The sequence below is a fragment of the Mesorhizobium delmotii genome (assembly GCF_900149755.1).
GTDB classification, from domain to species: Bacteria; Pseudomonadota; Alphaproteobacteria; order Rhizobiales; family Rhizobiaceae; genus Mesorhizobium; species Mesorhizobium delmotii.
This window is the reverse complement of the sequence record NZ_FUIG01000024.1, coordinates 418,988-443,879: the sequence shown is the minus strand read 5'-3', so window position 1 is coordinate 443,879 and position 24,892 is coordinate 418,988. Positions and strand designations below refer to the sequence as shown.

The 24,892-nt window shown below is 61.4% G+C and carries 23 protein-coding genes and 2 pseudogenes; 10 read left to right on the top strand and 15 right to left on the bottom strand.

Features of this window, described 5'->3' with window-relative positions; genetic code table 11:
• From BQ8482_RS16150 to BQ8482_RS16135, 4 genes and pseudogenes are all read right to left on the bottom strand, one after another.
• A pseudogene (locus BQ8482_RS16150) lies at nucleotides 1-419 on the bottom strand (calcium/proton exchanger); the annotation flags it as partial.
• A complete protein-coding gene (locus BQ8482_RS16145; protein WP_244602826.1) occupies nucleotides 391-777 on the bottom strand; it encodes a potassium channel family protein in 387 nt (128 codons plus the stop codon). The pseudogene BQ8482_RS16150 and the gene BQ8482_RS16145, both read right to left, overlap by 29 nt.
• Nucleotides 778-802: 25 nt before the next feature.
• A complete protein-coding gene (locus BQ8482_RS16140) occupies nucleotides 803-1,024 on the bottom strand; it encodes an aspartate-alanine antiporter-like transporter (protein ID WP_244602834.1) in 222 nt (73 codons plus the stop codon).
• A gap of 234 nt (nucleotides 1,025-1,258) precedes the next feature.
• Complete coding sequence (locus tag BQ8482_RS16135) at nucleotides 1,259-1,495, bottom strand: hypothetical protein (RefSeq protein ID WP_123148499.1); 237 nt, start codon at nucleotides 1,493-1,495, stop codon at nucleotides 1,259-1,261.
• A 296-nt stretch (nucleotides 1,496-1,791) separates the two neighbouring features.
• On the opposite strand from BQ8482_RS16135, the gene BQ8482_RS16130 reads away from it, so the two are divergent.
• The 5 genes from BQ8482_RS16130 (at nucleotide 1,792) to BQ8482_RS37730 (ending at nucleotide 5,823) form a co-directional block, all read left to right on the top strand.
• Nucleotides 1,792-2,019 (top strand): hypothetical protein, encoded by a 228-nt coding sequence (locus BQ8482_RS16130; protein ID WP_208867718.1) that lies wholly within the window; start codon nucleotides 1,792-1,794, stop codon nucleotides 2,017-2,019.
• A 30-nt stretch (nucleotides 2,020-2,049) separates the two neighbouring features.
• A complete protein-coding gene (locus BQ8482_RS16125; RefSeq protein ID WP_123148498.1) occupies nucleotides 2,050-3,453 on the top strand; it encodes a DUF3300 domain-containing protein in 1,404 nt (467 codons plus the stop codon).
• Nucleotides 3,386-4,450 (top strand): DUF2950 domain-containing protein, encoded by a 1,065-nt coding sequence (locus BQ8482_RS16120; protein ID WP_123148497.1) that lies wholly within the window; start codon nucleotides 3,386-3,388, stop codon nucleotides 4,448-4,450. The genes BQ8482_RS16125 and BQ8482_RS16120 overlap by 68 nt, the downstream gene beginning before the upstream one ends.
• Nucleotides 4,451-4,529: 79 nt before the next feature.
• Complete coding sequence (locus tag BQ8482_RS16115) at nucleotides 4,530-5,366, top strand: universal stress protein (protein ID WP_123148563.1); 837 nt, start codon at nucleotides 4,530-4,532, stop codon at nucleotides 5,364-5,366.
• Between the two features lie 118 nt (nucleotides 5,367-5,484).
• Nucleotides 5,485-5,823, top strand: a complete 339-nt coding sequence (locus BQ8482_RS37730; protein WP_133254778.1) for a hypothetical protein — start codon at nucleotides 5,485-5,487, stop codon at nucleotides 5,821-5,823.
• Between the two features lie 147 nt (nucleotides 5,824-5,970).
• Here the strand turns inward: BQ8482_RS37730 and BQ8482_RS16110 are convergent, their stop codons facing one another.
• The 10 genes from BQ8482_RS16110 to ccoN all read right to left on the bottom strand — a co-directional run bounded on the left by BQ8482_RS16110 (nucleotide 5,971) and on the right by ccoN (nucleotide 15,032).
• Entirely contained in the window at nucleotides 5,971-7,206 is a 1,236-nt protein-coding gene (locus BQ8482_RS16110; RefSeq protein WP_123148496.1) for an HlyD family secretion protein, read from the bottom strand.
• Nucleotides 7,203-7,757 (bottom strand): hypothetical protein, encoded by a 555-nt coding sequence (locus BQ8482_RS16105; RefSeq protein WP_208867716.1) that lies wholly within the window; start codon nucleotides 7,755-7,757, stop codon nucleotides 7,203-7,205. The genes BQ8482_RS16110 and BQ8482_RS16105 overlap by 4 nt, the downstream gene beginning before the upstream one ends.
• A gap of 293 nt (nucleotides 7,758-8,050) precedes the next feature.
• Entirely contained in the window at nucleotides 8,051-8,317 is a 267-nt protein-coding gene (ccoS, locus tag BQ8482_RS16100; RefSeq protein ID WP_123148495.1) for a cbb3-type cytochrome oxidase assembly protein CcoS, read from the bottom strand.
• A complete protein-coding gene (locus BQ8482_RS16095) occupies nucleotides 8,314-10,560 on the bottom strand; it encodes a heavy metal translocating P-type ATPase (protein ID WP_123148494.1) in 2,247 nt (748 codons plus the stop codon). The genes ccoS and BQ8482_RS16095 overlap by 4 nt, the downstream gene beginning before the upstream one ends.
• A 4-nt stretch (nucleotides 10,561-10,564) precedes the next feature.
• A complete protein-coding gene (locus BQ8482_RS16090) occupies nucleotides 10,565-11,383 on the bottom strand; it encodes a DUF2189 domain-containing protein (protein ID WP_123148493.1) in 819 nt (272 codons plus the stop codon).
• Between the two features lie 11 nt (nucleotides 11,384-11,394).
• Nucleotides 11,395-11,583 carry a hypothetical protein gene (locus BQ8482_RS16085; RefSeq protein WP_123148492.1) on the bottom strand — a complete coding sequence of 63 codons (189 nt, stop codon included), beginning with the start codon at nucleotides 11,581-11,583 and terminating at the stop codon, nucleotides 11,395-11,397.
• Complete coding sequence (gene ccoP / locus BQ8482_RS16080) at nucleotides 11,580-12,461, bottom strand: cytochrome-c oxidase, cbb3-type subunit III (protein WP_123148491.1); 882 nt, start codon at nucleotides 12,459-12,461, stop codon at nucleotides 11,580-11,582. Before ccoP ends, BQ8482_RS16085 begins: the two co-directional genes overlap by 4 nt.
• Nucleotides 12,452-12,622 carry a cbb3-type cytochrome c oxidase subunit 3 gene (locus BQ8482_RS16075; RefSeq protein ID WP_123148490.1) on the bottom strand — a complete coding sequence of 57 codons (171 nt, stop codon included), beginning with the start codon at nucleotides 12,620-12,622 and terminating at the stop codon, nucleotides 12,452-12,454. The genes ccoP and BQ8482_RS16075 overlap by 10 nt, the downstream gene beginning before the upstream one ends.
• A 16-nt stretch (nucleotides 12,623-12,638) precedes the next feature.
• Complete coding sequence (ccoO, locus tag BQ8482_RS16070) at nucleotides 12,639-13,391, bottom strand: cytochrome-c oxidase, cbb3-type subunit II (RefSeq protein ID WP_123148489.1); 753 nt, start codon at nucleotides 13,389-13,391, stop codon at nucleotides 12,639-12,641.
• Between the two features lie 3 nt (nucleotides 13,392-13,394).
• Nucleotides 13,395-15,032, bottom strand: coding sequence for a cytochrome-c oxidase, cbb3-type subunit I (ccoN, locus tag BQ8482_RS16065; RefSeq protein WP_208867719.1), 1,638 nt, complete (start codon nucleotides 15,030-15,032; stop codon nucleotides 13,395-13,397).
• A gap of 443 nt (nucleotides 15,033-15,475) precedes the next feature.
• On the opposite strand from ccoN, the pseudogene BQ8482_RS16060 reads away from it, so the two are divergent.
• Nucleotides 15,476-15,652, top strand: a pseudogene (locus tag BQ8482_RS16060) (IS5/IS1182 family transposase); the annotation flags it as partial.
• A gap of 237 nt (nucleotides 15,653-15,889) precedes the next feature.
• The gene (locus tag BQ8482_RS16055) at nucleotides 15,890-20,473 is read left to right on the top strand and encodes an nSTAND1 domain-containing NTPase (protein ID WP_165848581.1); all 4,584 of its coding nucleotides are present in this window, start codon (nucleotides 15,890-15,892) and stop codon (nucleotides 20,471-20,473) included.
• A 630-nt stretch (nucleotides 20,474-21,103) separates the two neighbouring features.
• On the opposite strand, the gene BQ8482_RS16050 is transcribed toward BQ8482_RS16055, so the two are convergent.
• On the bottom strand, nucleotides 21,104-21,460 hold the full coding sequence (locus BQ8482_RS16050; protein WP_095491671.1) for a cupin domain-containing protein: 357 nt from the start codon (nucleotides 21,458-21,460) through the stop codon (nucleotides 21,104-21,106).
• Nucleotides 21,461-21,762: 302 nt separating this feature from the next.
• Here BQ8482_RS16050 and petA point away from each other — a divergent pair, with 302 nt between their 5' ends.
• From petA to BQ8482_RS16035, 3 genes are all read left to right on the top strand, one after another.
• Entirely contained in the window at nucleotides 21,763-22,323 is a 561-nt protein-coding gene (gene petA, locus BQ8482_RS16045) for a ubiquinol-cytochrome c reductase iron-sulfur subunit (protein WP_095491618.1), read from the top strand.
• 17 nt (nucleotides 22,324-22,340) lie between these two features.
• The gene (locus BQ8482_RS16040; protein ID WP_123148487.1) at nucleotides 22,341-23,645 is read left to right on the top strand and encodes a cytochrome b; all 1,305 of its coding nucleotides are present in this window, start codon (nucleotides 22,341-22,343) and stop codon (nucleotides 23,643-23,645) included.
• Nucleotides 23,646-23,734: 89 nt separating this feature from the next.
• Entirely contained in the window at nucleotides 23,735-24,607 is an 873-nt protein-coding gene (locus tag BQ8482_RS16035) for a cytochrome c1 (RefSeq protein WP_123148561.1), read from the top strand.
• The last annotated feature ends 285 nt before the right edge of the window (nucleotides 24,608-24,892 follow it).

Below are 24,892 nucleotides of genomic sequence, written 5' to 3'. Positions count from 1 at the left end.
AGCAGGCTGGTTTGCAGCCTGGCGCTGACCCTGTTGTACTCCTGCACATGATACTTGATACCGCCTAGCAGGAACGAGGCGCCCAACATGAACAGAGTATTGGCGACGATTGCTCCGGCGATAGAAGCCTTCACCAACGTGTACTGGCCGGCTTGCAGCGCAGCCAGCGCAATGACCAGTTCCGTCAGGTTTCCCAACGTGGCATTCAGCAGCCCGCCGACCGTATCGCCCGTCTTGGACGCGACCGACTCGGTAGCCGCGCTCAGCAAGGTGGCCAGCGGTACAATCGCCAGCACAGAGAGCACAAAGAGCAGCGTGTGCGCTTCCGGCTCCAATTGCTGGACGACGAATACCACCGGAACAAACGCCAAAAGCCAGAGAACGACGTTGCTACGGATCTCTTTGATCAAGGGGCCCATTTCCAGCCTCATTCAGGAGATTGCGCTCAGCCGCCCTCAGCGCCTGCACGGCGACCGCCGCAACGAGGCCTGTCATCACTATGCCGGCAAAACCGATTGCTATCGCCAGTAACCGCGTCAGAAGGTGCTGCGGCGAGAAATCGCCGTAGCCGATCGTAAGACCCGTCACGAAGGTGAAGTACAGAGCTTCGTCGACGCGCCAATTTTCAATACGCCCGATGATCAGCCCGCATCCCGCCATGGCGAGAAGGATGCCGGAGAAGATCGGCCAGACCACGCGAAGCTGCTGCACGAGCGCATAAAAGAAGCTGCGTCTCAACTGCCGCGATCGGGGCTTGCCGGGTACTCCTACTGCCACCGAAGTCCCTTTCTCAGGTCGGATTTCAGTTCGCCATCACGCCCACGATCACCGTCCCCCAGGTTGTGAGCAGGATGTGGCCGATCGGAACCGCCGGCGTATAGCCAAGGACGGCAACCGGACTACCCGAGCGGTCCTGCACCGCCGCCATGCTGGCGGTCATGGTCTGCGCCCCAGCCAGTCCTCCCAGGAGCAGTATGGGGTTCATACGGAGCAGGTAGTGCCCGAGGTACAGTCCCGGCCCCACCGAAGAGAGGGAAGCGCATACGCAGATGCCCGACAACCAGTCCTGCCAGCAGCGCCCTCAGCGACGGAGAAATCGTGATCCCAAGCTGCCTAACGATGACGGCTGCAATGGGGGTCGCTGTCACCGCTCCTAAGCCGAGATCTTCATACATAAAGGGGCAGAAATAATAGCAAATGGCTAGAGACATGAAGGTCAAGATTTCAGGACAGCTGCGAAGCGTGCTCACGAACCCATTCAACCATGATACCCTCCTGTTGCAGGTTCAATACTAGAACAAGCGGCCAGAAGCTCTCCGATTGCTTCCGCCGTTAAGGTAAATTGTATGAAAATTTGTCTAATGAAACCGCTGATTGTAATGCCAGTTAATTTGAAGTCGTACAATACACCCTTGCGTGCCTGATTCAAGGTGTTATCATCTGTGTCTAAAAACTGCGCGAGAAAGTAGTTTAACAATAGAGAGTTGAGGGCCATTGAAGGGGTGTTCCTGTGGCGCATCAATTTTCCAGTGAGTTTGGCTCTGTTCCGAGCTTGAAGCGACGGCTCACCCCGTGTGACCGGTTAAACCATACCGATGCCGCGCAAACGGTTTCCAGTGCAAGCCATATTCGCGAACGCTCCAACAGCGGTGGCGCGGCCGGAATGCCCGACCGATGCAGATCGGACGCGCAAGGACTGCCTCTGGATGTTCAGCCCAACGCGAATTTTGCGGCTTACTATCGGAACCCCTCGATTTCGAATTCTGGCTGCGCAAATACCAAGGCGAGGAAATGGTTACATGGCTGAAGAAGAATGTTCATCCGCTGGACCTGGTCTATCGCCTGGCGGAAAACCACTCGATCGTGCTGCTCAATGGCGGGGGTTTCGATGCTCCCAACTGGAGCGTGCGTGTCTCCTTCGTCAATTTCCAGGACGACGTCTATGACGACATAGGCCGCGCCGTTCGCGCTGTAGGGCGGAGCTACGTCGACACTTTCAACGCCGTGCAAATGAAATAGCTCGGCGATCGCTACCGTAGGAGCAGCCAGATGACCCATTGTTCCAGGTTCGGCCTCGTTTCAGTCGGCCTTGCGGCCCTTCTGCTTCTTTCCGCGCCGTTCGGTGCGCCTGCCTACGGCCAGACCCCCACTCCGACTCCGCGGCCGGCGGCCGACAGCGAACCGGCCGCCGCCACCGAGGAGCCTGCTCCTCTCACGCTCGACGAACTGAAGGTTCTGACCGCGCCGATCGCGCTTTATCCCGACGATCTCGTCGCGCTCACCATCGCGGCTTCGCTCTATCCGCTACAGATCGTGCAGGCGGCCCGCTTCCTCGACGAAAAGGCGAAGTCTCCCGACCTCGAGCCGAGCGACAAATGGGACGGCAGCGTGATCTCGCTGCTCAACTATCCCGAGATCGTGAAGATGATGAACGACGACCTCGAATGGACCGAACAGTTGGGCAATGCGGCCGCCAACCAGCAGAAGGATCTGCTCGTCGCCATCCAGCAGTTGCGCGACGAGGCCGTGGCCAAGAACTACTTGAAGACGACGGAACAGGTGCAGGTCGTCAACGAAGGCGACAATGTCGTTATCAGGTCTGCCGATCCGCAGACCGTCTATATCCCGACCTATCCCCCCGAAATGCTGTACGAGCCCGACTACGTCATAGCGGGCGACCCGATCGCCTACGACCCGTACCCCTCCTACTACTATCCGACGGCGCCCTACTGGGCCGCGCTTGCCACCGGTGCGATGTGGGCCGCCGTGGTCGACTGGGACGACTGGGGAACCTGGGGCGGCGACGTGGATCTCGACGTCGATATCGGCGACAACATCGATATCGATTTCGACAATATCGACATCGACAATATCGACATCGACAAGCTGAAGGACCTCGATCTCAAGAACATCGACCGCGACAAGATCAATCTCAAGAACGCGAACATCGACCGCGACAAGCTCAAGCAGAACCTGAAGAGCAAGGACTTCAACAACATTGCCAGCAAGGCCAAGGACCGCCGGGAGTCGGGCAAGGGCAAGCAGGCGCGGGCGCATGACCTCAAGGGCAAGGATGTCCGCAAGAACGTCGCCGAAGGTTTGAAGGACCGGCCGCAGGCCAAGCTGCCGAAGTCGGGGACGAAGCGGCCCGACGCAAAACGCGTCTCGGACCAGCACAGAAAGGCGAAGCCGGCGGTCAACAAGCCCGCGGCCAAGAAAGTCGCTCAGAAAAAGTCCTCCAGGAAAAAGCCGGCTGCGCGCGCCGACAATCGTCCGCGCAAGCCGTCGGCGATGGGGAATCCGCGGCCCGGCAGGGTTGCGACCAACCATTCGAACCGCGGTGCCTATAGCCGGGGTGGCGGCCATCGCCAGGTGCAGAGCAGAGGTGGAAGAGGAGGGGGCGGAGGCGGACGAGGCGGAGGCGGACGAGGCGGAGGCGGAAGGCGCCGATGAACGCGAACAGGCACGCCCTTTGTTGCACCTTACAGGGAACACGATCATGGTCCGCTATCTCATCACGGCAACTCTCGCACTTTCGCTGAGCCTTCCGGCGCTTTCGGCCGGCAGCACGCAGGAAGCAGAAGCCAGCACGGTGAAGGATCTCGAGTCCTTTGTCGGCGAGGCGCCCACGCCGTTCGCAACAGTCGACGAACTGGTCGAGGCGTTCCGCAAAGCGCTGGAAGAAAATGACAAGGAGGCCGTCGCCTCGCTTCTCGGACTGTCGCCCAGCGAAGTGCTGAAGTCGAAGGAAGTGGAGGCGAGCTTTCCGGAAATCCGCGAAGAGGCGGCGAAGGCCATCGCCGTCAAGGAACTGGCATCCGACCGCCGCTCGCTTCTTCTTGGTAACCAGGTATGGCCGTTTCCATTCCCTGTCGTGCAGACAGAGGGCAAATGGGCGTTCGATACGATAGCCGGGCTGGAAGAAGTCATCAACCGCAGGATCGGCGAGAACGAACTGACCACCGTCGCCAACCTGCGCGCCTATGTCGAGGCCCAGGAGGATTACAAGGAAACCGACTGGGACGAGGATGGCGTCGGCGAATATGCTCAGAAGCTGATCAGCACGCCCGGGACATATGACGGGCTCTATTGGCAACCCGGCGACGGCGTGCCGGAAAGCCCGTTCGGTTCGCTGATCAGCCAGGCCGAGTTGGCGACGGCCGCCGAGGACGGCTATTTCGGATACCGCTACCGCATATTGAACGGTCAAGGCGCTAACGTCGCCGGCGGCCAGTACGACTACGTCATCAACGGCAACATGATCGCCGGCTTTGGGCTGATCGCGATGCCTGCCGAATACGACCGCACAGGCATCATGACCTTCGTCGTAAACCAGTACGGCACAGTCTACGAAAAGGATCTCGGGCCCGATACGGCGGCGCTCGCCGAAAAGATCACGGCGTTCAATCCCGATGACGGTTGGGCCGTGGTCAACGATCCGGGCGAGTGAGCGGACCCATGCACATCCCGGATGAGTGCTTTGGGACTAGATGGCTGTCGCGTACCCTGCATTCAGAGGGAGGCCCCTAGTGAAAACGATAGCCCTGCTTCCTGTTATCACCTATCCCGAACCCAACCCTGAAATGGTAGTGCCCAGGGCGGTCGCGATGGCGGCTGCCCTCGGCGTGCAACTGCATGCGTTGGCCATCAACGTAGAGATCCGAAACATCTCGAATGCGCTGTCGCGGAGGCTGGTCGACGTCCCCAAAATGACGCGGGAGGCCGAAGCGCTGTGCCGGGATCGCGGCGAAGCGTTTCTAGCAAAGGTTGTGCTGGAAGCGAAACGGGCAGGCGTGGACTCAACCACAGACGCGGTCGCGTCGAACGCTCCCTTGCTGAATGACACCGCTGCAATTCAAGCGCGTTACTATGATCTCGTTCTCTGCGCCTGGGAGCCGAACAACCCCACGAGCAGGACGACCGCGCAGGCCATTATCTTCGGGTCGGGAAGGCCGACGATCCTTCTGCCAGAGGTCGAGCCGGCAAGGAAGCTGGACAAAGTCGCTATTGCCTGGGACGGCAGCCGCGTCGCGGCGCGTGCCGTGGCGGATGCACATCATGTATTGCGCCGCGCTTCCAAGATTACGGTGCTCACCGTGACGGGCGAGAAGTCCCTGCAGGAGACGGACGCCGCCCAACGCTTTGCTCAAGGGCTGAACCTACGCGGGCTGTCAGCCGAGGCCATGCCATTCGTATCCGAGGATTGCCCGGTCGAGGTGTCGCTTCAGGAGCGAGCGATCGAAATCGGCGCCGACCTGATGATCATGGGAGCGTTCGGTCACACCAGACTGAGGGATTTCGTGCTCGGTGGGGCTACGAAAGGCATCCTGTCGGACGTCCGGCTGCCGATAATGCTTTCGCATTGATCGTGTCGGTGACGAGTGGCGAAGCGCCATCGAGCTTATTCGGAACCGGGTGGTCAAGGAACGGCAATCAATGGTGTATTTGGCAATGGTGTATATTTGGCCTAGGAAGGATATTCGCATGAAGGCTCGTTGGCTATTTACAGGAACAGTTTTCGCTGTCATTGCGCAATCGTCGCTTGCCTGCATGTATAGCCCTGAAGCACATGCCCAAGAGGGATCGTTCGAGGACTTCCCTTTCTTGGTGCGTTGTGAATTAAGCGGCATCGTTCGTGCTTACTACTTGTCCAAAATTGGTCCAGACGGGGTTGCCGTTTATATAACCCCCGACAATCAGGCCGGCACAATCACCATGCGAGGCAAGGCCGAGCCAGTTGGCGGAGATTGGTCGGGAAGTTGCGCCGGAAAAACACTTGAGCAACTAAGGTCGGCAGGCCAAGCGTATGACTTGCCGCATTGATCCCTTCAGACGCCGTTGTTGCTCCGCGTTATGTCGGTTCAAATCCCGTTCCATTTAAGCACGAACGGCCATAGCGAGCTTAAGATCGCACTTTGGTGCACATGACGGTATTTCCTTTGGCCGCATGTTCGATGGCGCGTCGGTTCCTCAATGCCCGCCCGAAAAGACGAGTGTTTGCACAGGAAGAAGGAGCGCCTGGAATCTCAATATGATCGCATGCACCAGCCCGACCGTATCTATGACGTGCAGGAACAGCCAGTGCGCTGTGCCCAAATCTTCCTCGGCAAGTCGGTCGTGATTGTTGGTGTAGGCGTTGGCGATGCAACTGCTGCCTGGAGGCACGCCATCGAACCCTCCCGCGAACAGCGGCTCCAGAAAGACGGTGATCGTTCCGGGCCGGACCACCTGTTGGGCGTCGATCAACTGATCCGACGCCCGAACCTGACCGGTCGCGATGAGATCCTGAACCTCGGTGACCACCATCGGAATGATCGTCAGAGGCATCGAAATACAAGTCGCTTCGGCAACCATGCCGACCTTCATGACCTGGGCTTCGAGCTGGCTGAAGCCCCCTATAAGCGCCTTCCGTCCGGCTTCCGCCGGTATGAGAACGCCGGCGGGCCGCATAAAGGGATTTACGATGTCTCCCTTGCGCAGGGTGAATTGCTCCAAAGTGCCGGCGACCCCAGCGTAGACGACGGTCTTGTCCAGTTCGACCTGGGCCTGGGCAAGCGCCGCCTCGGCGCTTTTCTTCTGCGCCGGCAGCACGGACGAAATCTGCGATTCGACGGACTGCTTGCTCGCCATGACCGCGGAAATGGCGGCCTGCCGCCCTTCCACGATGTTGGCGAGCTTTTCGATCTCGCGCTGCGCGACCGTGCTGGCGTTTCGCCGTTGAAGTTCGGTCTTGGTTTCGAGTTCGTCCAAGGCCTGCTTGTACGAGCTTTGCGCTTCCTGAATGCGGGCGTCGGCCCCTACCAGCTCGGTCTTGGCCAATTCGAAACCAGCGTCTATCTCCGATATGCGCCGTCGCGCGGTCTCGAGCGCCGCTTCCTGCTCCGAGCTGTCAAGCCTGAAGATGCGCTGGCCAGCCTCGACCTTGTCCCTTATGCCCACATAGACTTCCTCGACGCGGCCGGAGCCTTCGGGGAGGATGGGAATGGTGCGAAAGAACGAAATCGCACTCGACGTCGACGGATGATAGTAGAGAATGAGCGTCAGCAGAATCACTGTCAGAGCTATGCACGCCGTTATTCCGTATCGCAGCTCATACCATACAGAATAGAGCGTGATCTCGTGACCAATCCTCTTTCCCTGTACGAAGCGGCGGACGAGAAAATCGGGCAGGACGGTCAGGACCGAACAAAGCAGAACCTCGATCATCGTTCATGACCTCCCACTGACACCGGCTGGCGCTGATGGCGGTCGGACGGCTCCGGCGCATGCGTCTTGGCGATTTCGTCGCGGGGGTCGCTTCGGGCTTTCTCCAAGGGGGTCGGAGAAGGTACGACCTCCACTTTGACCGGCGTATAGTTGGCAAGCACCTCGGGAGCCGGCTCAGACGGCGCCTCCGCGGCGGGGGATCGAAACCGCCCCGTCGCCATCCTGGCGAGCGAGTCGGCCATGCTGGCCAGGGGCGTCCAGAAGTCGGGCACAGGAATCAGCGCCAGAAACAGCGCGGCAATCCAGAACGCATGGATGTGGGTGAACAACGCCAGCAGCGACAGCACCGCCACCAGCTGGAACTGGATCTGACTGCCGCCGTGGGACATGCGCTCCGGCAAGGAATGGAGCCAGAAGTACAAACTTCCAATCCCCATCACGGCCAGCACAAGGAAGATGACCGACCCCGTGAACAACACATCGGTCTCGCCGGGGGCCGTTATGAAAGGCGGAAGATGATGCGGCGCCGCCGGATGCATTGCCTCGGACATGCCTGCCACTCCCCAATTTCGCTCGTGCGAGGACGCCCGAGCACTAGGCGCAGCAACGTCCAGCGCCCAAACTTAAGGATACTCCGTCCGCATCCGAATGCAACTGAAGAGGCCAGCAGTCGCGGAGCCGCCGCCCTACGCAGGACAGCCATCTCGTTGCTATAGCAATGCCAAGGCGACCGCCAGAAGGCTAACGACCAAGGCGGCGAGGCTTGGGACAAGCACGGCGGCTCCCGAGTAGAAAGCCAACGCCGCCACCCAGTCGTACGGCCTGTCACCAGCTTGAGACATTGTCAAACCCTTCCGTCCGTTCTGCTCCTTGAGAAAACGCCGTCGGCGGTCGGCGCCTTCCCGCCCTTGGGGCGAGCCTCATGAGCGGCCGCCTCGCTTTTCCACCCATACTGACGAAGGGGAACGTCCGCGGCGTCTGAAACCAGCACCCTTTCGGCGGCTCCGTCGAGATCTTCATATTGGCCGCTGCGCATCGACCACAGGAACGCCGCGAGACCCGCGACGCCCATGCCCAAGGCAATTGGAACAAGCCAGACGAGATAGTTCATGCCGCCTCCGCCAAGTCGAGCCTGCGAAGAGCCGAAGATCCTGCGGGCGGAGGCTCGCCCGGAAGGCGCAATGCGTTGCCGACCACGAGAATCGATGACGTCGACATGGCGACAGCGGCCATAAGGGGCGTAACATGGCCCATCACAGCGAGGGGCACGACCAGAACGTTGTAGGCGATGGCAAGGGCGAGGTTCTGCCGCACCAGCCGGGATGCGTTCCGGGCGACTCTTATGGCATGTGGTACGGCCTCCAGGCTCGTGCCCAGGAAGACAAGGTCGGCAGCATTCCGCCCGATGTCTGCCGCCGACGAGGGCGCCATTGAGACATGCGCGGTGGCGAGCGCGGGGGCATCGTTCAGCCCGTCTCCAACCATAAGGATGCGGCGGCCGGACCGCGCCAGCTCCTCCAGACGCTCGACCTTGTCCTCGGGAAGCGCACCGTGGCGGATTTCCGAGATTCCCAACGCAGCCGCCACCCTGCAAGCCTCCTCCACTCGATCGCCGGACAGCACCTCTGTCGCCAACCCGAGGTCAGCTAGCTTTCGGATGGCACGCGTCGCGCCAGGACGGATTTCGTCGGCAATCGCAAATGAACCCGCAAGCTTTCCGTCTTTCGAAAGCCACGTGGCGGCTTCACTCGGGACGTTGGCCACGCTTGCGGAGACCCAATCCTTCCTTCCTAGCCTGTAAAACGCTTCGCCAACGCGCCCTTCGATCCCGTACCCGGCAACTTCGCGGAACCCTTCGATAGCCACTCTTGCGACTGTCATCGCGGCCACCGCGCGCCCCACCGGGTGCCTGGAAAAGGAGGCGAGTGCTGCGGCGGCCACAACATCTTGCGGAGCTACCGTGTGCCGTTCGACGCGGGCGGCGCCCGTCGTGAGTGTGCCCGTCTTGTCGAAGACCACGGTGTCGGTCTCGGCAAGGCGCTCGAGCGCGCTGCCATCCTTGAGGGTGACGCCGAGATCGAACAGCCGGCGCGCCGCCACGACCTGGACCATCGGCACGGCAAGGCCGAGCGCGCACGGGCAGGTGATGATGAGGACGGAAATCGCAATCGTAACCGATCGATGCCAGTCGCCTGTAAGCAGTATCCAGGCGGCGCAAGTCGCAAGCGCCAGCAGATGGATGACAGGGGAATAGAGCGCGGCCGCGCGGTCGGCGATGCGGCGATAGCGGGCGCGGCCGTGCTCAGCCGCCTCCATCAGCCTGACCACGTCGGCGAGGAAGGAATCCCGTGCACGCCGCTCGGCACGGACAGTGAGCGCGCCATCAAGACTTAGCGCTCCCGAAAGAACGGCGCTGCCCGGCTGCGCGCGTTCGGGCTTGGACTCACCGCTCACCACCGAAACGTCGAGGCTGCCCGCGCCCATGACAACCGTCCCGTCCACCGGAATGCGTTCTCCGGGGGCTACCAATATCATGTCACCCGGCTCGATTTCTGTCAGGTCGCGGAACTCGCGGCTTCCGTCCGCCCCGACCACCGCCGCCCCCCTCGGCATCAAGCGGGCAAGACCGGTGACGGCGTTCCGCGCCTTCCGCCTCATCGCATGGTCAAGCGTGCGCCCGACAAGCAAAAAGAAGATCAACGACGTTACCGCATCGAAATAGGCGTGAGGTCCTCCGACAGACGTGTCGTAGAGGCTCAAGCCCAGAGCCAGCAGGATTCCGACTGAGATGGGAATGTCCATGCTGGCGGTGCGCTTCATCGCCGAATTCCACGCCGAAACGAAGAATATCCGTCCGGAATAGGCGACGGTGGGGACGGCCAGCAGCGCCGAGATCAAGTGAAATGCATTTCGAGTTCCCTGATCTGCGCCAGACCAGACGGACACCGACAGCAACATGATGTTCATGGCGGCGAATCCCGCCACGGCTGTGGCCCGCAGCAGCCGCGACAACTCGGCATCGCATGCGCCGTCTTCCGTCTCCGCGAGGCAGGCATCGTATCCGACAGCCTTCAGGGCGTCGAACATCGGAGGGACACGACCTTCATTCCTCCACTTCACGGCGACACGTCGGGACGTGAGATTCACTCGTGCCGCGATGATTCCGTCGAGACTTTGCAGCGCGCCTTCGATCGCAGCTATGCAGGCAGCGCAATGCGCTTGCGGTACCGAAAACTGGGTCTGGAAAGCGCCATCCCCCATGTCGCGGCTGGCGAGCACGATTTCGCGCTCGGCAATCTCCCGCCTTGGCGCCAGCAGCAATGCGGCTTCGGCTCCCGGCGCGCAACAACTCATGGTCTCACCCCTCTGGACGTGCGACCGCCCTGTACGCATGCCAGGTTGCGTGCCCCAGCAGAGGAAAGATGACGATCATCCCGATAAGCCCTGTGACCACGCAGACTGCGAAGAGCAGGAGCACCAAGGCGCCCCAGGCCAGCATCGGCGGAAGGTTGTTCCACACCAGTTTCGCGCTGATAGCCATAGCCGTCAGCGCGTCCACGCGCCGGTCGAGCAGCATCGGCACTGCAAAGACGCTGATGGCGAAAGCGAAGGCCGCGAAGAGGCCTCCTATCGCCGTCCCGATCGCAATCATCGCCCACCCATATGCGGTGCCGAAGAGCACTCCGACTATGCGGTCGAATCCGGGAAAGGGCGTCACGCCGAAGAAGAGTGCCCAGAGGAGCACCGCCGCACGCGTCCACAGAAGCAGGAGCAAACACAGTAGTAGGCCCGCGAAGAAGACCTGTGCGCCGCCGGTGGGGCGCACCAGGAGCATCGAGGCGAGGCCGATGGCGCGTCCTTCCTCTATTGCCCGGCTCTTTTCATACAGGCCCAGCGCCAAAAAGGGGGCCACGATCATGAACCCGGCAAGCGCCGGAAACAGAATGTAGTCACGACCGAATCCGACAAGCGTCCAAACGAAGGCGACGGACAGGAGAAAGACGACAATCCCATAGGCCAGGCTCGACGCGGGCCGGATCCAGAAATCCCGCCAGCCCGCAGAGAGCCAGCGGAGTCCCTCGAAAAGCGGCAGTCCCCGGTCGAGACGTCGGTCGCGCGTTTCGCCAATGCCCGAGGTCTCGCTGAGCAGCCAATACGACTTGTCGGTCTCGCTCATCTCACTCCTCCTCAGCACGCTGACTTCGCCGCGCGGTAGCCTTCGCCTTCGCCCCCGGCCTTCAAGTGCTCCACGCAGTCCGGTTGCGACTGAACCGCCACATAGACAAGGTGCGCGTTCGCCCCGGCAAAAATCAGCAACCCGGCTGGAACCAGCACCCAGGCTATCCATGCTTTGCTGTGGGATATCTTTGTGGTCATGGCTGCTGCGTTCCAAGATCGTGGACATAGAGCGCGAGCGTCTTGATCTCGGCCGTCGTCAGCCTCTCGTCCCAGGTCGGCATGTGACCCTGCCGTCCGCCGTGCACGGACGCGATGATCGTGTCCAGATCTTCACCATAAATCCAGTGCGAGTCCGTGAGATTTGGAGCGCCGACATCCCGCTTCCCCTTGGCATTCTCCTCGTGGCAGGTCGCGCAGGTCGTGACGAATACCTCCCGCCCTGCTTCTATCTGCTTGATGTTTTCATGGGTAGAGTAGTCGGGGTGCGTCAGCGAATAGACGTAGGCGGCCACGTTCCGGACCTGTTCGCGGTCGAGCATCTCATCGCGCCCGAAAGCCGGCATCTGTCCGATCCGGCTTTCCGGGTGCCGGGTGTTGATGCCCACGCGCATCGTCTGCTCGATGAGTTCGGGGCCGCCGCCCCACAGCCAATCGTCGTCCGTAAGGTCGGGATAGTTCGCTCCGCCTTTGCCGTCCCTGCCGTGGCATGCCGCGCAGTTGTCGCCGAACAGCTGCCGTCCGGTGCTGCGAACCGTTTGCATCAGCGCCTCGTCGGCGAGGATCACATCGTAGCCTTCCGTCTCGATGCGATTCATCCAGTTCACCCGATCGCGCCGCGCCTCGACGAGGCGCGCCTCGACCGTCTGTCTTTGGTCAATTCCGAGAAGGCCCCTCGTATAGGTCGTTCCCAGCGGCCAGGATGGAACGAGAAACCACCAGGCGATCGCCCAGACGTGGGTTACGATCAGGAACATGAGCACGCCGCGCGGGACCGGCGTATCCAACTCCTTGATGCCGTTCCACTCGTGACCGGTGGTCTCGCGGCCGGTGACGGGGTCGCGTTCATTCACTTCCATGGCTTGTCGTCCTCGTCGAGGATGCTGTGCTTGGCCCTGTCGAAACGCTTCCTGTTCGAAGGCCAGAAGGTATAGACGAGCACGCCGAGTGCGAACGCGATCAGGTAAAAAAGGCCCCAACTCTTCGAGAATGCGACAACGGCGTTATAATCCAGGTCCATCCGATAGCCTCCGCCATTAGCCTTCCGGGTCCGGCTCTTCTTCAGGGGCCGCGGTATTCCCGTACGCTGCTGCCGTCAGTCGCCCCAGGACCTGGAGATAGGCCACCAGTGCGTCCATCTCGGTGACGTCGGTCGTCACTCCGTCGAACGCGCTTACCTGGGTCTCCTCGCCGTAACGCTCAGTGACGCCTGCGGCGAAGTCCGTGTCCGGAGTCGCCTGGCCATAGGCGTCGCGCGCCGCGTTCTCCAGCATCTCGTCCGTGTAGGGGACGCCGAGCGCCCGCTGCGCCGCCAGGTGCAAGGGCAGGTCTTCAATCTTCAGAGACGTACGGGCCAACCAGCGGTAGGCGGGCATGTTCGACTCCGGGACCACGTCACGAGGGTTCGTCAGGTGCGCGACGTGCCAGAAGTCGGAATACTTGCCGCCGACACGGGCGAGATCCGGTCCCGTCCGCTTGGACCCCCAGAGCATCGGGCGGTCATACCGGGACTCTACGGCGAGCGAGTAGGGCCCATAGCGCTCCACCTCGTCCCGGAGTGTCCGGATCATCTGGCTATGGCAGGCGTAGCAGCCCTCGCGGATATAGATGTTGCGCCCGGCGAGCTCCAGCGGGGTGTACATCCGCATGTCCGGAGCTTCTTCCACCGTCTCATCGATGGTGAACAGGGGCGCGATCTCGACGATGCCGCCGACACTCGCCGCCGCGATGATTGCGATTACGAACCAGATGGCAGAACGCTCGAGCTTGCGGTGGAAGAGTTCAGGCATCCGTCATTCCCCCGGAATGGTCGCCGGGACTACGGGCACGTCTGCTTCGCGCGGCGCAGCGAGCGGCGCGGATTGGACCGTCATCCACATATTATAGCAGCCCACTACCGCGCCCAGCAGGAAGAGCAGCCCACCGAAGGCGCGGGCGATGTAATAGGGGTACATCGCCACCAGCGAGTCGACGAAGGAATAGGCGAGCGCGCCGTCTTCCGTGTAGGTCCGCCACATCAGCCCCTGGATGATGCCTGAATTCCACATCGCGAAGGCGTAAATCAGCGTTCCGGCAATCGCCAGCCAGAAGTGCACCTCGACGAGGGTCGCCGAGTACATGCGCTCGCGCTTCCAGAGGCTGGGCACGAGCGTATAAAGCGAGCCGAAGGTGATCAGCGCGACCCAGCCAAGGGCGCCTGCGTGAACGTGCCCGACGGTCCAGTCGGTATAGTGAGACAGCGAGTTCACCGGCCGGATGGCGAGGAACGAGCCCTCGAAGGTCGAAAGGCCATAGAATACCACGGCGGCCATCATGAAGCGCAGCGTAGCGTCGTCGCGCACCTTGTGCCATGCGCCATTGAGGGTCAGAAGCGCGTTGCCTGCTGAAGCCCAGGACGGCACGAGCAGCATCACCGAGAACGTCATGCCGAGCGTCTGCACCCAGTGCGGAAGCGCGGTGTAGTGCAGGTGGTGCGAACCCGCCCACATGTAGAAGAAGGTGATGCCCCAGAAGCTCAGGATCGACAGGCGATAGGAGAAGATCGGTCGCTGCGCCCTGACGGGCAGGTAGTAGTAGAGCATGCCGAGGAAGCCCGCAGTCAGGAAGAAGGCGACCGCGTTGTGGCCATACCACCACTGGACCATCGCATCCTGGACGCCCGGCCAGATCGTGTAGCTCTTGGCGTGCCCCCATGAGACGGGAACGGCGAGGTTGTTCACGATGTGGAGGATCGCGACGACCAGGATGAACGCCATGAAGTACCAGTTGGCGACGTAGATGTGCGGCTCCTTCCGTCGCGCGATCGTAGCGATGTAGAGGATGAAGTAGGTCACCCACACGATCACCAGCCACAAGTCGGCATACCACTCGGCTTCCGCGTATTCCTTCGACTGGGTGACGCCTAGCAGATAGCCGGAAATGGCCAGAACGCAGAACAGATTGAAGCCGAGAAGCACGAACCACGGGCTGATCTGCCCAGCAAGCCGTGCACGAGACGTGCGCTGGACGACGTGGAACGAGGTCGCGATTAAGGCATTTCCGCCGAACCCGAAGATGACGCCGGAGGTGTGCGCAGGCCTCAGCCGCCCGAAGCTGGACCACGCCGCATCGAAGGCAAGGTCGGGCCACGCGAGCTGTGCGGCCACCCAAACGCCCATGAACATGCCGAATACAGCCCAGGCCATCGAAAGCACAATGCCGACTTTGATCGGATCGTCGTAATACGACGCCTCCCGGTCCTCCGTCGGCTCCGGCTCGTAGAACGAGGACAGCACTCCGTAGAGCAATCCGCCTGCGAACAGCATTACGATAACGCCCTGGACACCAAGCGTGTCCGAACGTCCCAGGGCTGCCATCGCCGCTCCAGTGATCACCACGGCGAGCGCGATAGCTGCGCCGCGCTGGCGTTCCGAGGACGTAAGCTGCCGGATCATGTCCGCTCCTCTGCCTTCACGCACAGGACCATCACGGACCAAAACTGCGTAAGATGGGGAGCAGTTTCATGAGTACGGCCCTACGGCATCGGCTAAGGTACAGCCGTTCAACGAAGATGGAAATGCCTTTAGCGCTTCTTGCCAAATCTTTCGCTTGTGGCCGCGGGGAACTTGATGTGTGCTCATCGTTCAGCGTGCAACAGAAATTTGTCTTCTTTTGCCTTGCCACCGCGTTTCACGTCTTCGGTTCTTGCTCGCGCTTTGTCGTTTTGGGCTACGATTGGGAAAGTCATCGCGCAGTTATCCGCCAGTGATCATGGCTCAAGGGTGCTCTCGATGCTCAATTGGCGGTTTTCAATCGACCGGCTGATGAGGGCCGCTCTGGGTCCAGGCTGTGTAAAACGCTTTTTTATGATAGGTTTAGGTCGGTTGGAGGAGAGCCGGACTTTGAGACGATCGCTAACTTCCGGCGTGACAACGGAGCCGCGATCAGAGCGGTGTGCGGGCAGTTCGTCGAACTGTGCCGCCGGTTGAAGCTCTTCACGCGTGCCATTGTAGCGATCGACGGCAGCAAGTTCAAAGCGGTGAACAACCGCGACAAGAACTTCACCGTGGCCTAAGTCGGCAAGCGGATGGAGCAGGTCGACGCCATGCTTGGAAGAAGAAAGGCGCTCGCGCTACGAAATAAGTTCACCCAACGCAGTCATTGCCGCCACACAGGCGGGATGTCTGGTTGCACGGCGGAAGCGGACCCCTTGCGGTTAGTTCGGCGCCCCTCCCCAAAAAGGCACCATTTCCACTAGGATGTTGCGAGATCGCGGGAGGGTTCCGGCTTGGATCGCGTTCATCGCAGAATGGCTACCATCCTCGCTGCCGACGCAGTTGGCTATAGCCGTCTGACAGGCAGAGACGAGGAAGGGACGCTTGCGACGCTGCGGGCGCATCGTCAGATCATTGACCGGCTGATCGAGAAACATGAGGGACGGGTGTTCGGAAGCGCTGGCGACAGCGTCATCGCCGAGTTCGCGAGCCCCGTCGAAGCGGTTCGGTGCGCGACCGAAATCCAGCTCGAAGTCGACAAACAAAACGCTGAGCTCTCGGAGGCGAGCCGTCTGCGCTTTCGCATCGGCATCAATCTCGGCGATGTTGTCGTCGAAGGTGATAATCTCATGGGCGACGGTGTGAACGTCGCCGCCCGCCTGGAGGCGCTGTCACACCCCGGTGGAATATGCATTTCGGAAGCGGTCTACGCACAGGCCCGCGATCGGCTCGCCCTCGAATTCATCGATCTTGGCGAGCACAGGGTGAAGAACATCGCTCGGCCTGTACACGCTTGCCGCGTGCCGCTCGCCTCGGAGGAGCAGGTCACGTCGCCCTTTCGAGGTCTCAACCCCTTCGAGTTCGAAAACGCTGACCTCTTCTTCGGACGAGCCCGCGCGATTGCCGAGTGCATGGAACGCCTGAGGCAGCAAGCTGCCAATGGCAAGGCATTCCTGCTCATCTATGGTATGAGCGGCTCGGGCAAGTCCTCTCTCCTGCGAGCAGGGCTACTGCCTTCCATCACTCGGCCTGGCGCAGTGGCTGGCATCAATTTTTGGCGCCGCTGTCTGGTCCGCCCGTCGGAGGGTCCTGATCCGGTCACGTCACTGGCTGCAGGGCTGCTTCGCGAAGGCGCCCTCCCTGAGCTGGGTTGCGAACCGGCAGCGCTGGCTCAACTCTGTTGGAACTCACCTGATCGAGCTCTGGCGCTCATGCGCCTGGCCCACGCCAAAGCGGCGGCCGCCGCAGCTTCGGTCCCCACCCAACTGCGACTGATCGTTGCCGTCGATCAGATGGAGGAGTTGTTCACGACCGAGGAGAAGCCGGCATCGCGCGAAGCGCTGGTGCGGCTCCTCGCGGCACTCGCCGGCAGTGGACTGGCTTGGGTGACTGCGACGATCCGATCGGATTTCTTTCACCGTTGCGGCGAAGTCCCCGGTTTCTCGGGGCTGAAAGATGGGCTTGGCAGCTACGAGCTCTTGCCGCCGTCCGGCCCTGAGATCGCCCAGATCATCCGCGAGCCGGCCCGCGCCGCCGGGCTCCGCTTCGAGGAAAGTCCTGATCGCGGGCGGCTCGACGATGTGCTGCGGGGTGCGGCATCTGCTGATCCCAGATCCTTGCCGCTTCTCGAATTTGTGCTCGACGCTCTCTACGAGGCGGGGCGGGAGCAGCGCATTTTGACCTTTGCTGCGTATCAGGCACTTGGCGGTTTCGAAGGGGCGATCGCGCGCCGCGCCGACGAAGTCGTTGACGCGCTCCCGCCCGACATCCAGGAGGAGCTGCCAGTCGTGTTGCGTGCCCTTACCACGGTGCGCCCGGGTGATGAAGCCGTTGCGGCACGTCCGGCCTTGCGCGCCGAAGTCACGGGCACACCTCAACGATTGGCTCTCGTTGAAGCACTGGTCGCCGCTCGCCTCCTCGTCAGTGATGAGGATGCCGCAGGCCACGTCTTCGTCCGCGTGGCCCACGAAGCCTTGTTGAGCCGGTGGCCGCGCGCTGGCAACATTGTTAATGCAAACAGGAGATTCCTCGAGGCGCGGGCTCGGCTCATGGCCGATGCCCAACGCTGGCACTCGGATAACAGGAACCAGGAACTCCTCCTGCCATCCGGCAAGCGTCTGGCCGAAGGCGAGGAACTGCTGCAGTCGAGACGGGAAGAAGTCGACGATCAGGTCATCGCCTACATCGAGGCTTCTTCGCGTGCCCAGAAAGAGCGGGAGGAGAAGGACCGGCAAGGCGAGCGGGCACTGATTGAGGCCGCTGAAGCTGCCAGACGCGAACGCCTCGAGCGAGAGGCTGAACGTCTGGAGCGCGAGGCTGAACGTCTGGAGCGCGAGGCCGAACGCCGTACTCTCGCAGCCACGGCAGCGGGCCGGCTCGCGCGACGCACGCGCTATGCTGCGATCGTGGCAACCGTATTGGCGCTCATGGCCGGCGCGGGCGCGTTCTTCGGGTTCAAAGGACAGCAGGAAGCGACGCGGCACGCGGAGTTGGCCAGGTCGGCCGAAAAGGAGGCCCTCGCAGCACGAGATCAGGCGCTCCGCAACCAGTCTCTTTCGCTCTCGCTTCTCTCAAAGCAAACCGCAGCGAGCGGCGATACGGAGACCGCAATCCTGTTGGCGCTGGAGGCGTTGCCGAAGAGCGGAACGAAACGTGCGCGACCACATCTCTTTGAAGCGGAGGCCGCACTTTTCAACGCTCTGCTGGCACACCGCCAGACGATGGTGTTCAAACACGACGCCGAAGTGGCGCAGGCCGTCTTCAATCGGACGGGCGATCGCATTGTCACTGCGTCCCACGACAAGACGGCACGCATTTGGGACGTCTCGAAAGGTACCGAGATTGCAGTCTTGAAGGGCCATCGGGGACCCGTGGAGAGAGCCGGATTCAGTCCGGACGGAGGCCGGGTCATTACGGCCGCAAGGGACGGCACCGCGCGCATCTGGGATGCTGCGTCCGGTGAGCAACGTGCTGTGCTCGAGCCTTCCGGCGCCTATCCCACGGCCGCGTTCGATCCCAACGGCGAGCGGGTGCTGACAGAGGGATTAAACGTTCAGGCGTCACTCTGGGACGCCCGGACGGGAACGAAACTCCTGAGCGTAGGCAGCACCGGAGGTGCATCAGACATTGGAGATGCATTGGCCGACTTTAATCCGGATGGTCGCAGTTTTGCGACTTCACAAGCGCGGAAGGTCTTCGTCTGGAATGCCACGGATGGCACTCTGATCCATGAATGGTATGTTGGCACTTGGGCATCCATGCTGACATTCAGCCCCGACGGAAGCCGGCTGTTGGTAGGCTCGTTGGGCACAATTTCATTCAGTAGTTTGCCCGCCCTTTGGGACGTTGGGAACGGGACTGAGATCGCCAGACTGGCCGGCCACAAGAGCGACACCCAACTGCAGGGTGTCATCTTCAGTCACGGTGGCCGCCAGATCGCAACGGTCTCGCTCGATGGCAGCGCACGGATTTGGGACGGCAAGTCGGGAACCTTGCTTGACGTGCTTGGCCAGGAGACCCCGAACTTGAAACTGGCTGACATCGGTTATAACCCTGACAACGAAATGAACAGCGCGTTCAGCCTCGACGATCGCCTCCTGGTGACCGCATCCATCGACGGTCCGATACGCATCTGGGACGTCGGTCGAGCGTCGCTGTTCACAACCATTGTCGGCCATGATGCCTTGATCGAACACGTGGAGGTCAGTCCGGTCGACAGCAACACTCTTCTCACGGCTTCACACGATGGCACCGCTCGCCTATGGGACGTCAACGGGATTCTGACGACGGACCTGCTGCATGAATATCCGCCGACCTTTGCGGTCTTCAGTCCCGATAGCGTGCATCTTCTGACTGGAGGCGGGGACGCCAAAGTACACCTTTGGGATGCCACGACCGAACGCGAGATTGCCAAGTTCGACACAGGCGAGGTCGTCCACAGTGCGACGTTCAGCCCGGACGGAACTCGGGTCGCAACCGTATCTCTCGCGGGCCGAGTTCTGGTCTGGGATGTTGCGAGTAAACGTCAGCTCGCGACCATCAAATCGCCCATTGGACTGCGTCATATTCAGTTCAGCCCGGCGGGAAGCCTTCTGGCGGCGGGTTCGGGTCGCGGTACCGCCCTGGTGTGGGACGCGGCGAGCGGCGCCAAAGTCGCCACCATCCCTTCAAGCGAGAGGTTACCGCAGGTTGTTTTCAACCGGAATGGCGATCTCGTCTTCGCTGCGACCGGCAGCGCGGGACACCTGGTGAAACCCGACGGGACCGAACTGAAGAAACTGGTCGGGCACGAGCGCTCAATAACCGGCGCGGCATTCAGTCCGGATGGCCAACTGGTTGCCACGGCTTCGCTCGACCACACGGCGCGGATCTGGTCGGTCAAAGACGGACGCACCGTCGCGATCCTGAAAGGGCACAGCAACGAGCTGACAACAGTGTCCTTCAGCCAGGACGGCCGGTCCGTGCTGACTGCCTCACGCGACGGCACCGTACGAACCTGGGGCGTCCCGGAAGGAACGGAAAGAACAGTTCTGAGGGGGCACAGTGGCGGAGTGAATAGTGCCCAATTCAGTGGCAATGGCCTTTATGTCGTGACGGCTTCATTCCAGGATCGAACGGTCCGTCTTTGGGCAGCTCAATCGGGGCGCCAGATGGCAGTACTTGTCAGTCCGGACGAGGAGAACAAGCGACCAGCACTGACGCGCGCGGCCTTTAATTCGGATGGCACGAGGATAGTGATTGTATCCCATAATGAACGCGTTCGCGTCATACGGGCTTTTCAGACACCCCAGGAACTCATCGATTTCGCGCAGCAAACTGTTCCACGCGAACTGACCGCGTGCGAACGGCGTCGCTTCTTCCTTCCCGTCGAAGGCGACGTTAGCGATTGTCCAAGCTGATATCGCCCAACGCCCATGGCTGGCAACGTTATCTCGACGGCCACGCCGTAGCCCATCGCCGCTGTCTCAAAGGCGCGTATTGGATCCCATAGCGGTCAATGCTGAGCCGTTCGCAGCCGACTGCAGTGGCGCAACCTTGGCCGTGATGTCGACTGAGCGATGTCCGCTTTTGGAAGATGGGAGGGGCCGGCGCAATGGCCGAGATGGGCGCAACCTTCCCGTTCTCAAACCGGAAGGAATGACCCACGCGGACATCCCGCGTTGCCGCGCCGGACGTTGAAAGCTCGGCGACATCGGTCTATTGATGAGGTTTTCGCAAACCTTTGCAGCGCGGTGCGACCAGCCCGCCGCGGGAGTAGATCATGTTGAAAGCTACCGAAGAGGAAATCTGGCAGCCTGCTTAAGAAGTCGAGACCGTTTGCGTCAGTCGGGGAAGGACTGTTTCGGGCGGCCAGATCGACTCACAAACGTCTGAACCAGGTCATTGGCGCTGATTCCTTTGAAAGTCGGCTATAGAGAGAAATGCGGAAGAGCGCTGAGAATGTCCGCTCAGGGTCCGACTTCGGCCATTGATCCCGAAAACTGGTTTCCGGTTATCGCTGACGCGGACCTTCGGTTCGGGATCATGGCCTACTCCAGCCATTCGGTTATGAAGCTGCCGTTTTCGTGGATGTCGGTGGTCTCCAGCGGACCTGGGCCGAGATTGGTGAATTTGTGCGGCGTGTTCGGCGGCACGATCAGGATCTGGCCGGCCGACGCCTCGATCTGCCGATCGCCGACGGTGAACAGGCCGGTGCCAGTTCGGATGATGAAAATCTCGCAATAGGGATGCATGTGCAGCCGCGGGCCGCCGCCGATCTCCGGCAGGTAGTTGAAGATCAGGCAGCTTCTGGAGCCGTACGCGCCGCACTGCAGTTCGCCCTGCCAATGGTCGGGGCAGCGATCGGGCGTCCTGGCCCATTTGTCGCGGTCGATGACATGCGCCATGAGCCGAGGATAGACCGAGGCTGGGTCTCCTGTCGAGGCAAACACCGGCGCCGGTTTTGCCATTGTTTTCCTGTGGTTTCGCCCTCTTCGCCGCCATGCCGCCCGACGCCGAATTGCGTCCCCGCGACAATCTGCCCTTGTGCCTTCACCCGTCTGGACAAAAACGGGCTTCACGCATAAACCGAAGGCCAATTGCCGGAGGAATTCGCTAGCCTGTTCGCCATGCGCTGTCGGGTTGGCGTGAAAGAGCGGGGAACAAGCCTCGGCCACCGGCACGGAAGAGGCGAAAGGATCAGGCACCCGTGAGCGCAACCGACATCCAGGATCCCAACCGTCGTGATTTTCTCTATGTCGCCACCGGCATGGCCGCGGTGGTCGGCGCGGGTGCCGTCGCCTGGCCGTTCATCGACCAGATGCGCCCTGATGCCTCGACACTGGCGCTGGCCTCGGTCGAGGTCGATGTCTCCTCGCTGACGCCGGGAATGTCGCTTGTCGTGAAATGGCGCGGCAAGCCGGTGGTGGTGCGCAACCGCACCGAACAAGAGATGAAGGACGGCGAGGCGGTCAATCTGGCCGAGCTCAAGGATCCGCTCGCTCGCAACGCCAATTTGCCGGCCGATGCGCCGGCGACGGACGCCAACCGCACCATGCCGGGCAAGGAAGCCTGGATAGTGATGGTCCAGGTCTGCACCCATCTCGGCTGCATCCCGCTCGGCCAGGAAGGCGAGTTCGGCGGCTGGTTCTGCCCGTGTCACGGCTCGGTATACGACACCTCGGGCCGCGTCCGCGGCGGGCCGGCGCCGGAGAACATGTCGGTGCCGGTGTTCCAGTTCATTTCCGACACCAAGATCCGTATCGGCTGAGGCTAAGGGATATTTCGATGAGCGAGGGACACTCGACCTATACGCCCAAGACCGGTATCGGACGCTGGTTCGACGCCCGCATGCCGCTGCCGCGGCTGGTCTATGACAGCTTCGTCGCTTATCCGGTGCCGCGCAACCTCAACTATGCGTGGACCTTCGGCGGCATCCTGGCGACCATGCTGGTGGCGCAGATGCTGACCGGCATCGTGCTGGCCATGCACTATGCGGCGGACAGCACTCTCGCCTTCGATTCGGTCGAGAAGATCATGCGCGACGTGAATTCGGGCTGGCTGTTGCGCTACCTGCATTCGAACGGCGCGTCATTCTTCTTCGTCGCCGTCTACATCCACATCTTCCGCGGCCTCTACTACGGTTCCTACAAGGCGCCGCGCGAGCTTCTGTGGATCCTCGGCTGCATCATCTACCTCCTGATGATGGCGACAGGTTTCATGGGCTATGTCCTGCCCTGGGGGCAGATGTCGTTCTGGGGCGCGACCGTCATCACCGGCTTCTTCAGCGCCGTCCCGCTGGTCGGCGAGTGGATCCAGCAGCTTTTGCTCGGCGGCTTCGCTGTCGACAACCCGACGCTGAACCGCTTCTTTTCACTGCACTATCTCTTGCCGTTCATGATCGCCGGCGTCGTCGTGCTGCACATATGGGCGCTGCATGTGGTCGGCCAGTCGAACCCGACCGGCATCGAGGTCAAGTCGAAGACCGATACCGTCGCCTTCACCCCTTATGCGACCATCAAGGACGCGTTCGGGATGCTCGTGTTCCTGTTCATCTTCGCCTACTTCGTCTTCTACCTGCCGAACTTTCTCGGCCATCCCGACAACTACACAGTCGCCGACCCGCTGAAGACGCCTGCCCATATCGTGCCGGAATGGTACTTCCTGCCGTTCTACGCGATCCTGCGCGCCATCACCTTCAATATCGGGCCGATCAACTCCAAGCTCGGTGGCGTGCTCGCGATGTTCGGCTCCATCGCCATGCTGTTCCTGGTACCGTGGCTCGACACCTCAAAGGTGCGCTCGGCGGTCTACCGGCCCTGGTACAAATTGTTCTTCTGGCTGTTCGTGATCGATGCCGTCCTGCTTGGCTGGCTGGGTTCGCAGCCGGCCGAGGGCAGCTATGTCTTCATGGCGCAGATGGCGACATTGTTCTACTTCGCCTTCTTCCTGGTCGTGCTGCCGGTGCTTGGCCTGATCGAGACCCCGCGGCGGTTGCCGAATTCGATCACCGAGGCGGTACTCGAGAAGAACAAGGGTGGCGGTGGTGGGCATCCGGCTCGCGCGACAGCCGCACCGGAAGCCAAGGGCTGAGCATGTTGCCGAAAAGTGGAGACCGGTTTTCGGACAAGCTCATGCTCGAGACGACGACGGCGCGGCAGAGAATCTCAAGGGGATTTGGCATGAAGACGATTCTCACCTCGCTGGCGCTGCTCGGCCTTGTGTTGGCAGGCACTGCGGCCTCGACCACCGGGGCCATCGCCCAGGAGGAGGCGCACAACGAAGCCCAGCCGACGCATTTCCCGATACACGAGCCGAAGGAGATGGACTGGAGCTTCGCCGGGCCGTTCGGCACGTACGACAAGGCGCAGCTGCAGCGCGGACTGAAGGTCTACAAGGAAGTCTGCGCGGCCTGCCATTCGATGAAATTGGTGGCGTTCCGCACACTGGAAGACCTTGGCTATTCGGAAGCGCAGGTCAAGGCGCTGGCCGCCGAGTACACGATCAATGACGGTCCCAACGATGCCGGCGACATGTTCGATCGTCCCGGCATACCGTCCGACCATTTCCCGGCGCCGTTCCCCAACGAGCAGGCAGCGGCGGCCGCCAATGGCGGGGCTGCCCCGCCCGACATGTCGCTGCTGGCCAAGGCGCGCGGCGTCACGCGCGGTTTTCCGCGTTTCGTCTTCGACATCTTCACGCAATACGCCCAGGGCGGTCCCGACTATATCCACTCGCTGCTGACCGGCTATGACGAGCAGCCGCCAGCGGGCATGGAGATACCGGAAGGCACCCACTACAATCCGTACTTCATAGCGGGCGTGTCGCTGAAGATGCCCAACCCGCTTTCCGACGACCAGGTGACCTATGACGACGGCTCGCCGCAGACGGTCGACCAGTATTCCCGCGATGTGTCGGCCTTCCTGATGTGGGCAGCCGAGCCGCATCTTGAAGCCCGCAAGAAAACCGGCTTTCGCGTGCTGGTTTTCCTGTTGGTGTTCGGCGCGCTGGTCTATCTGACCAAGCGCAAGGTGTGGGCCGGCGTGGCGCATTGAGCTACGCAAACCCACGAGACTGAAAGGGCGTCGAAAGACGCCCTTTTCGTATTTCCTACCGCATCGGCCCGAAAATCGGAATCGATTTTCGGAAAGCACGATGCGTAGATTTCAAAAGTTTTAGAGCGTACTTTTGTGCGTCCAAGTGGACGCACGTCGCTCTAAAGGCGGCCGGCTCAGTCCTTTGCCGGACAATTTTCTTCCAGGCGCCACATCGCGGTAGCCGTCGCCGGCCGCGCCGGGTTACGATCGGCCAGAGTTCCTTTTCACGTCTTCAAGTCGAAT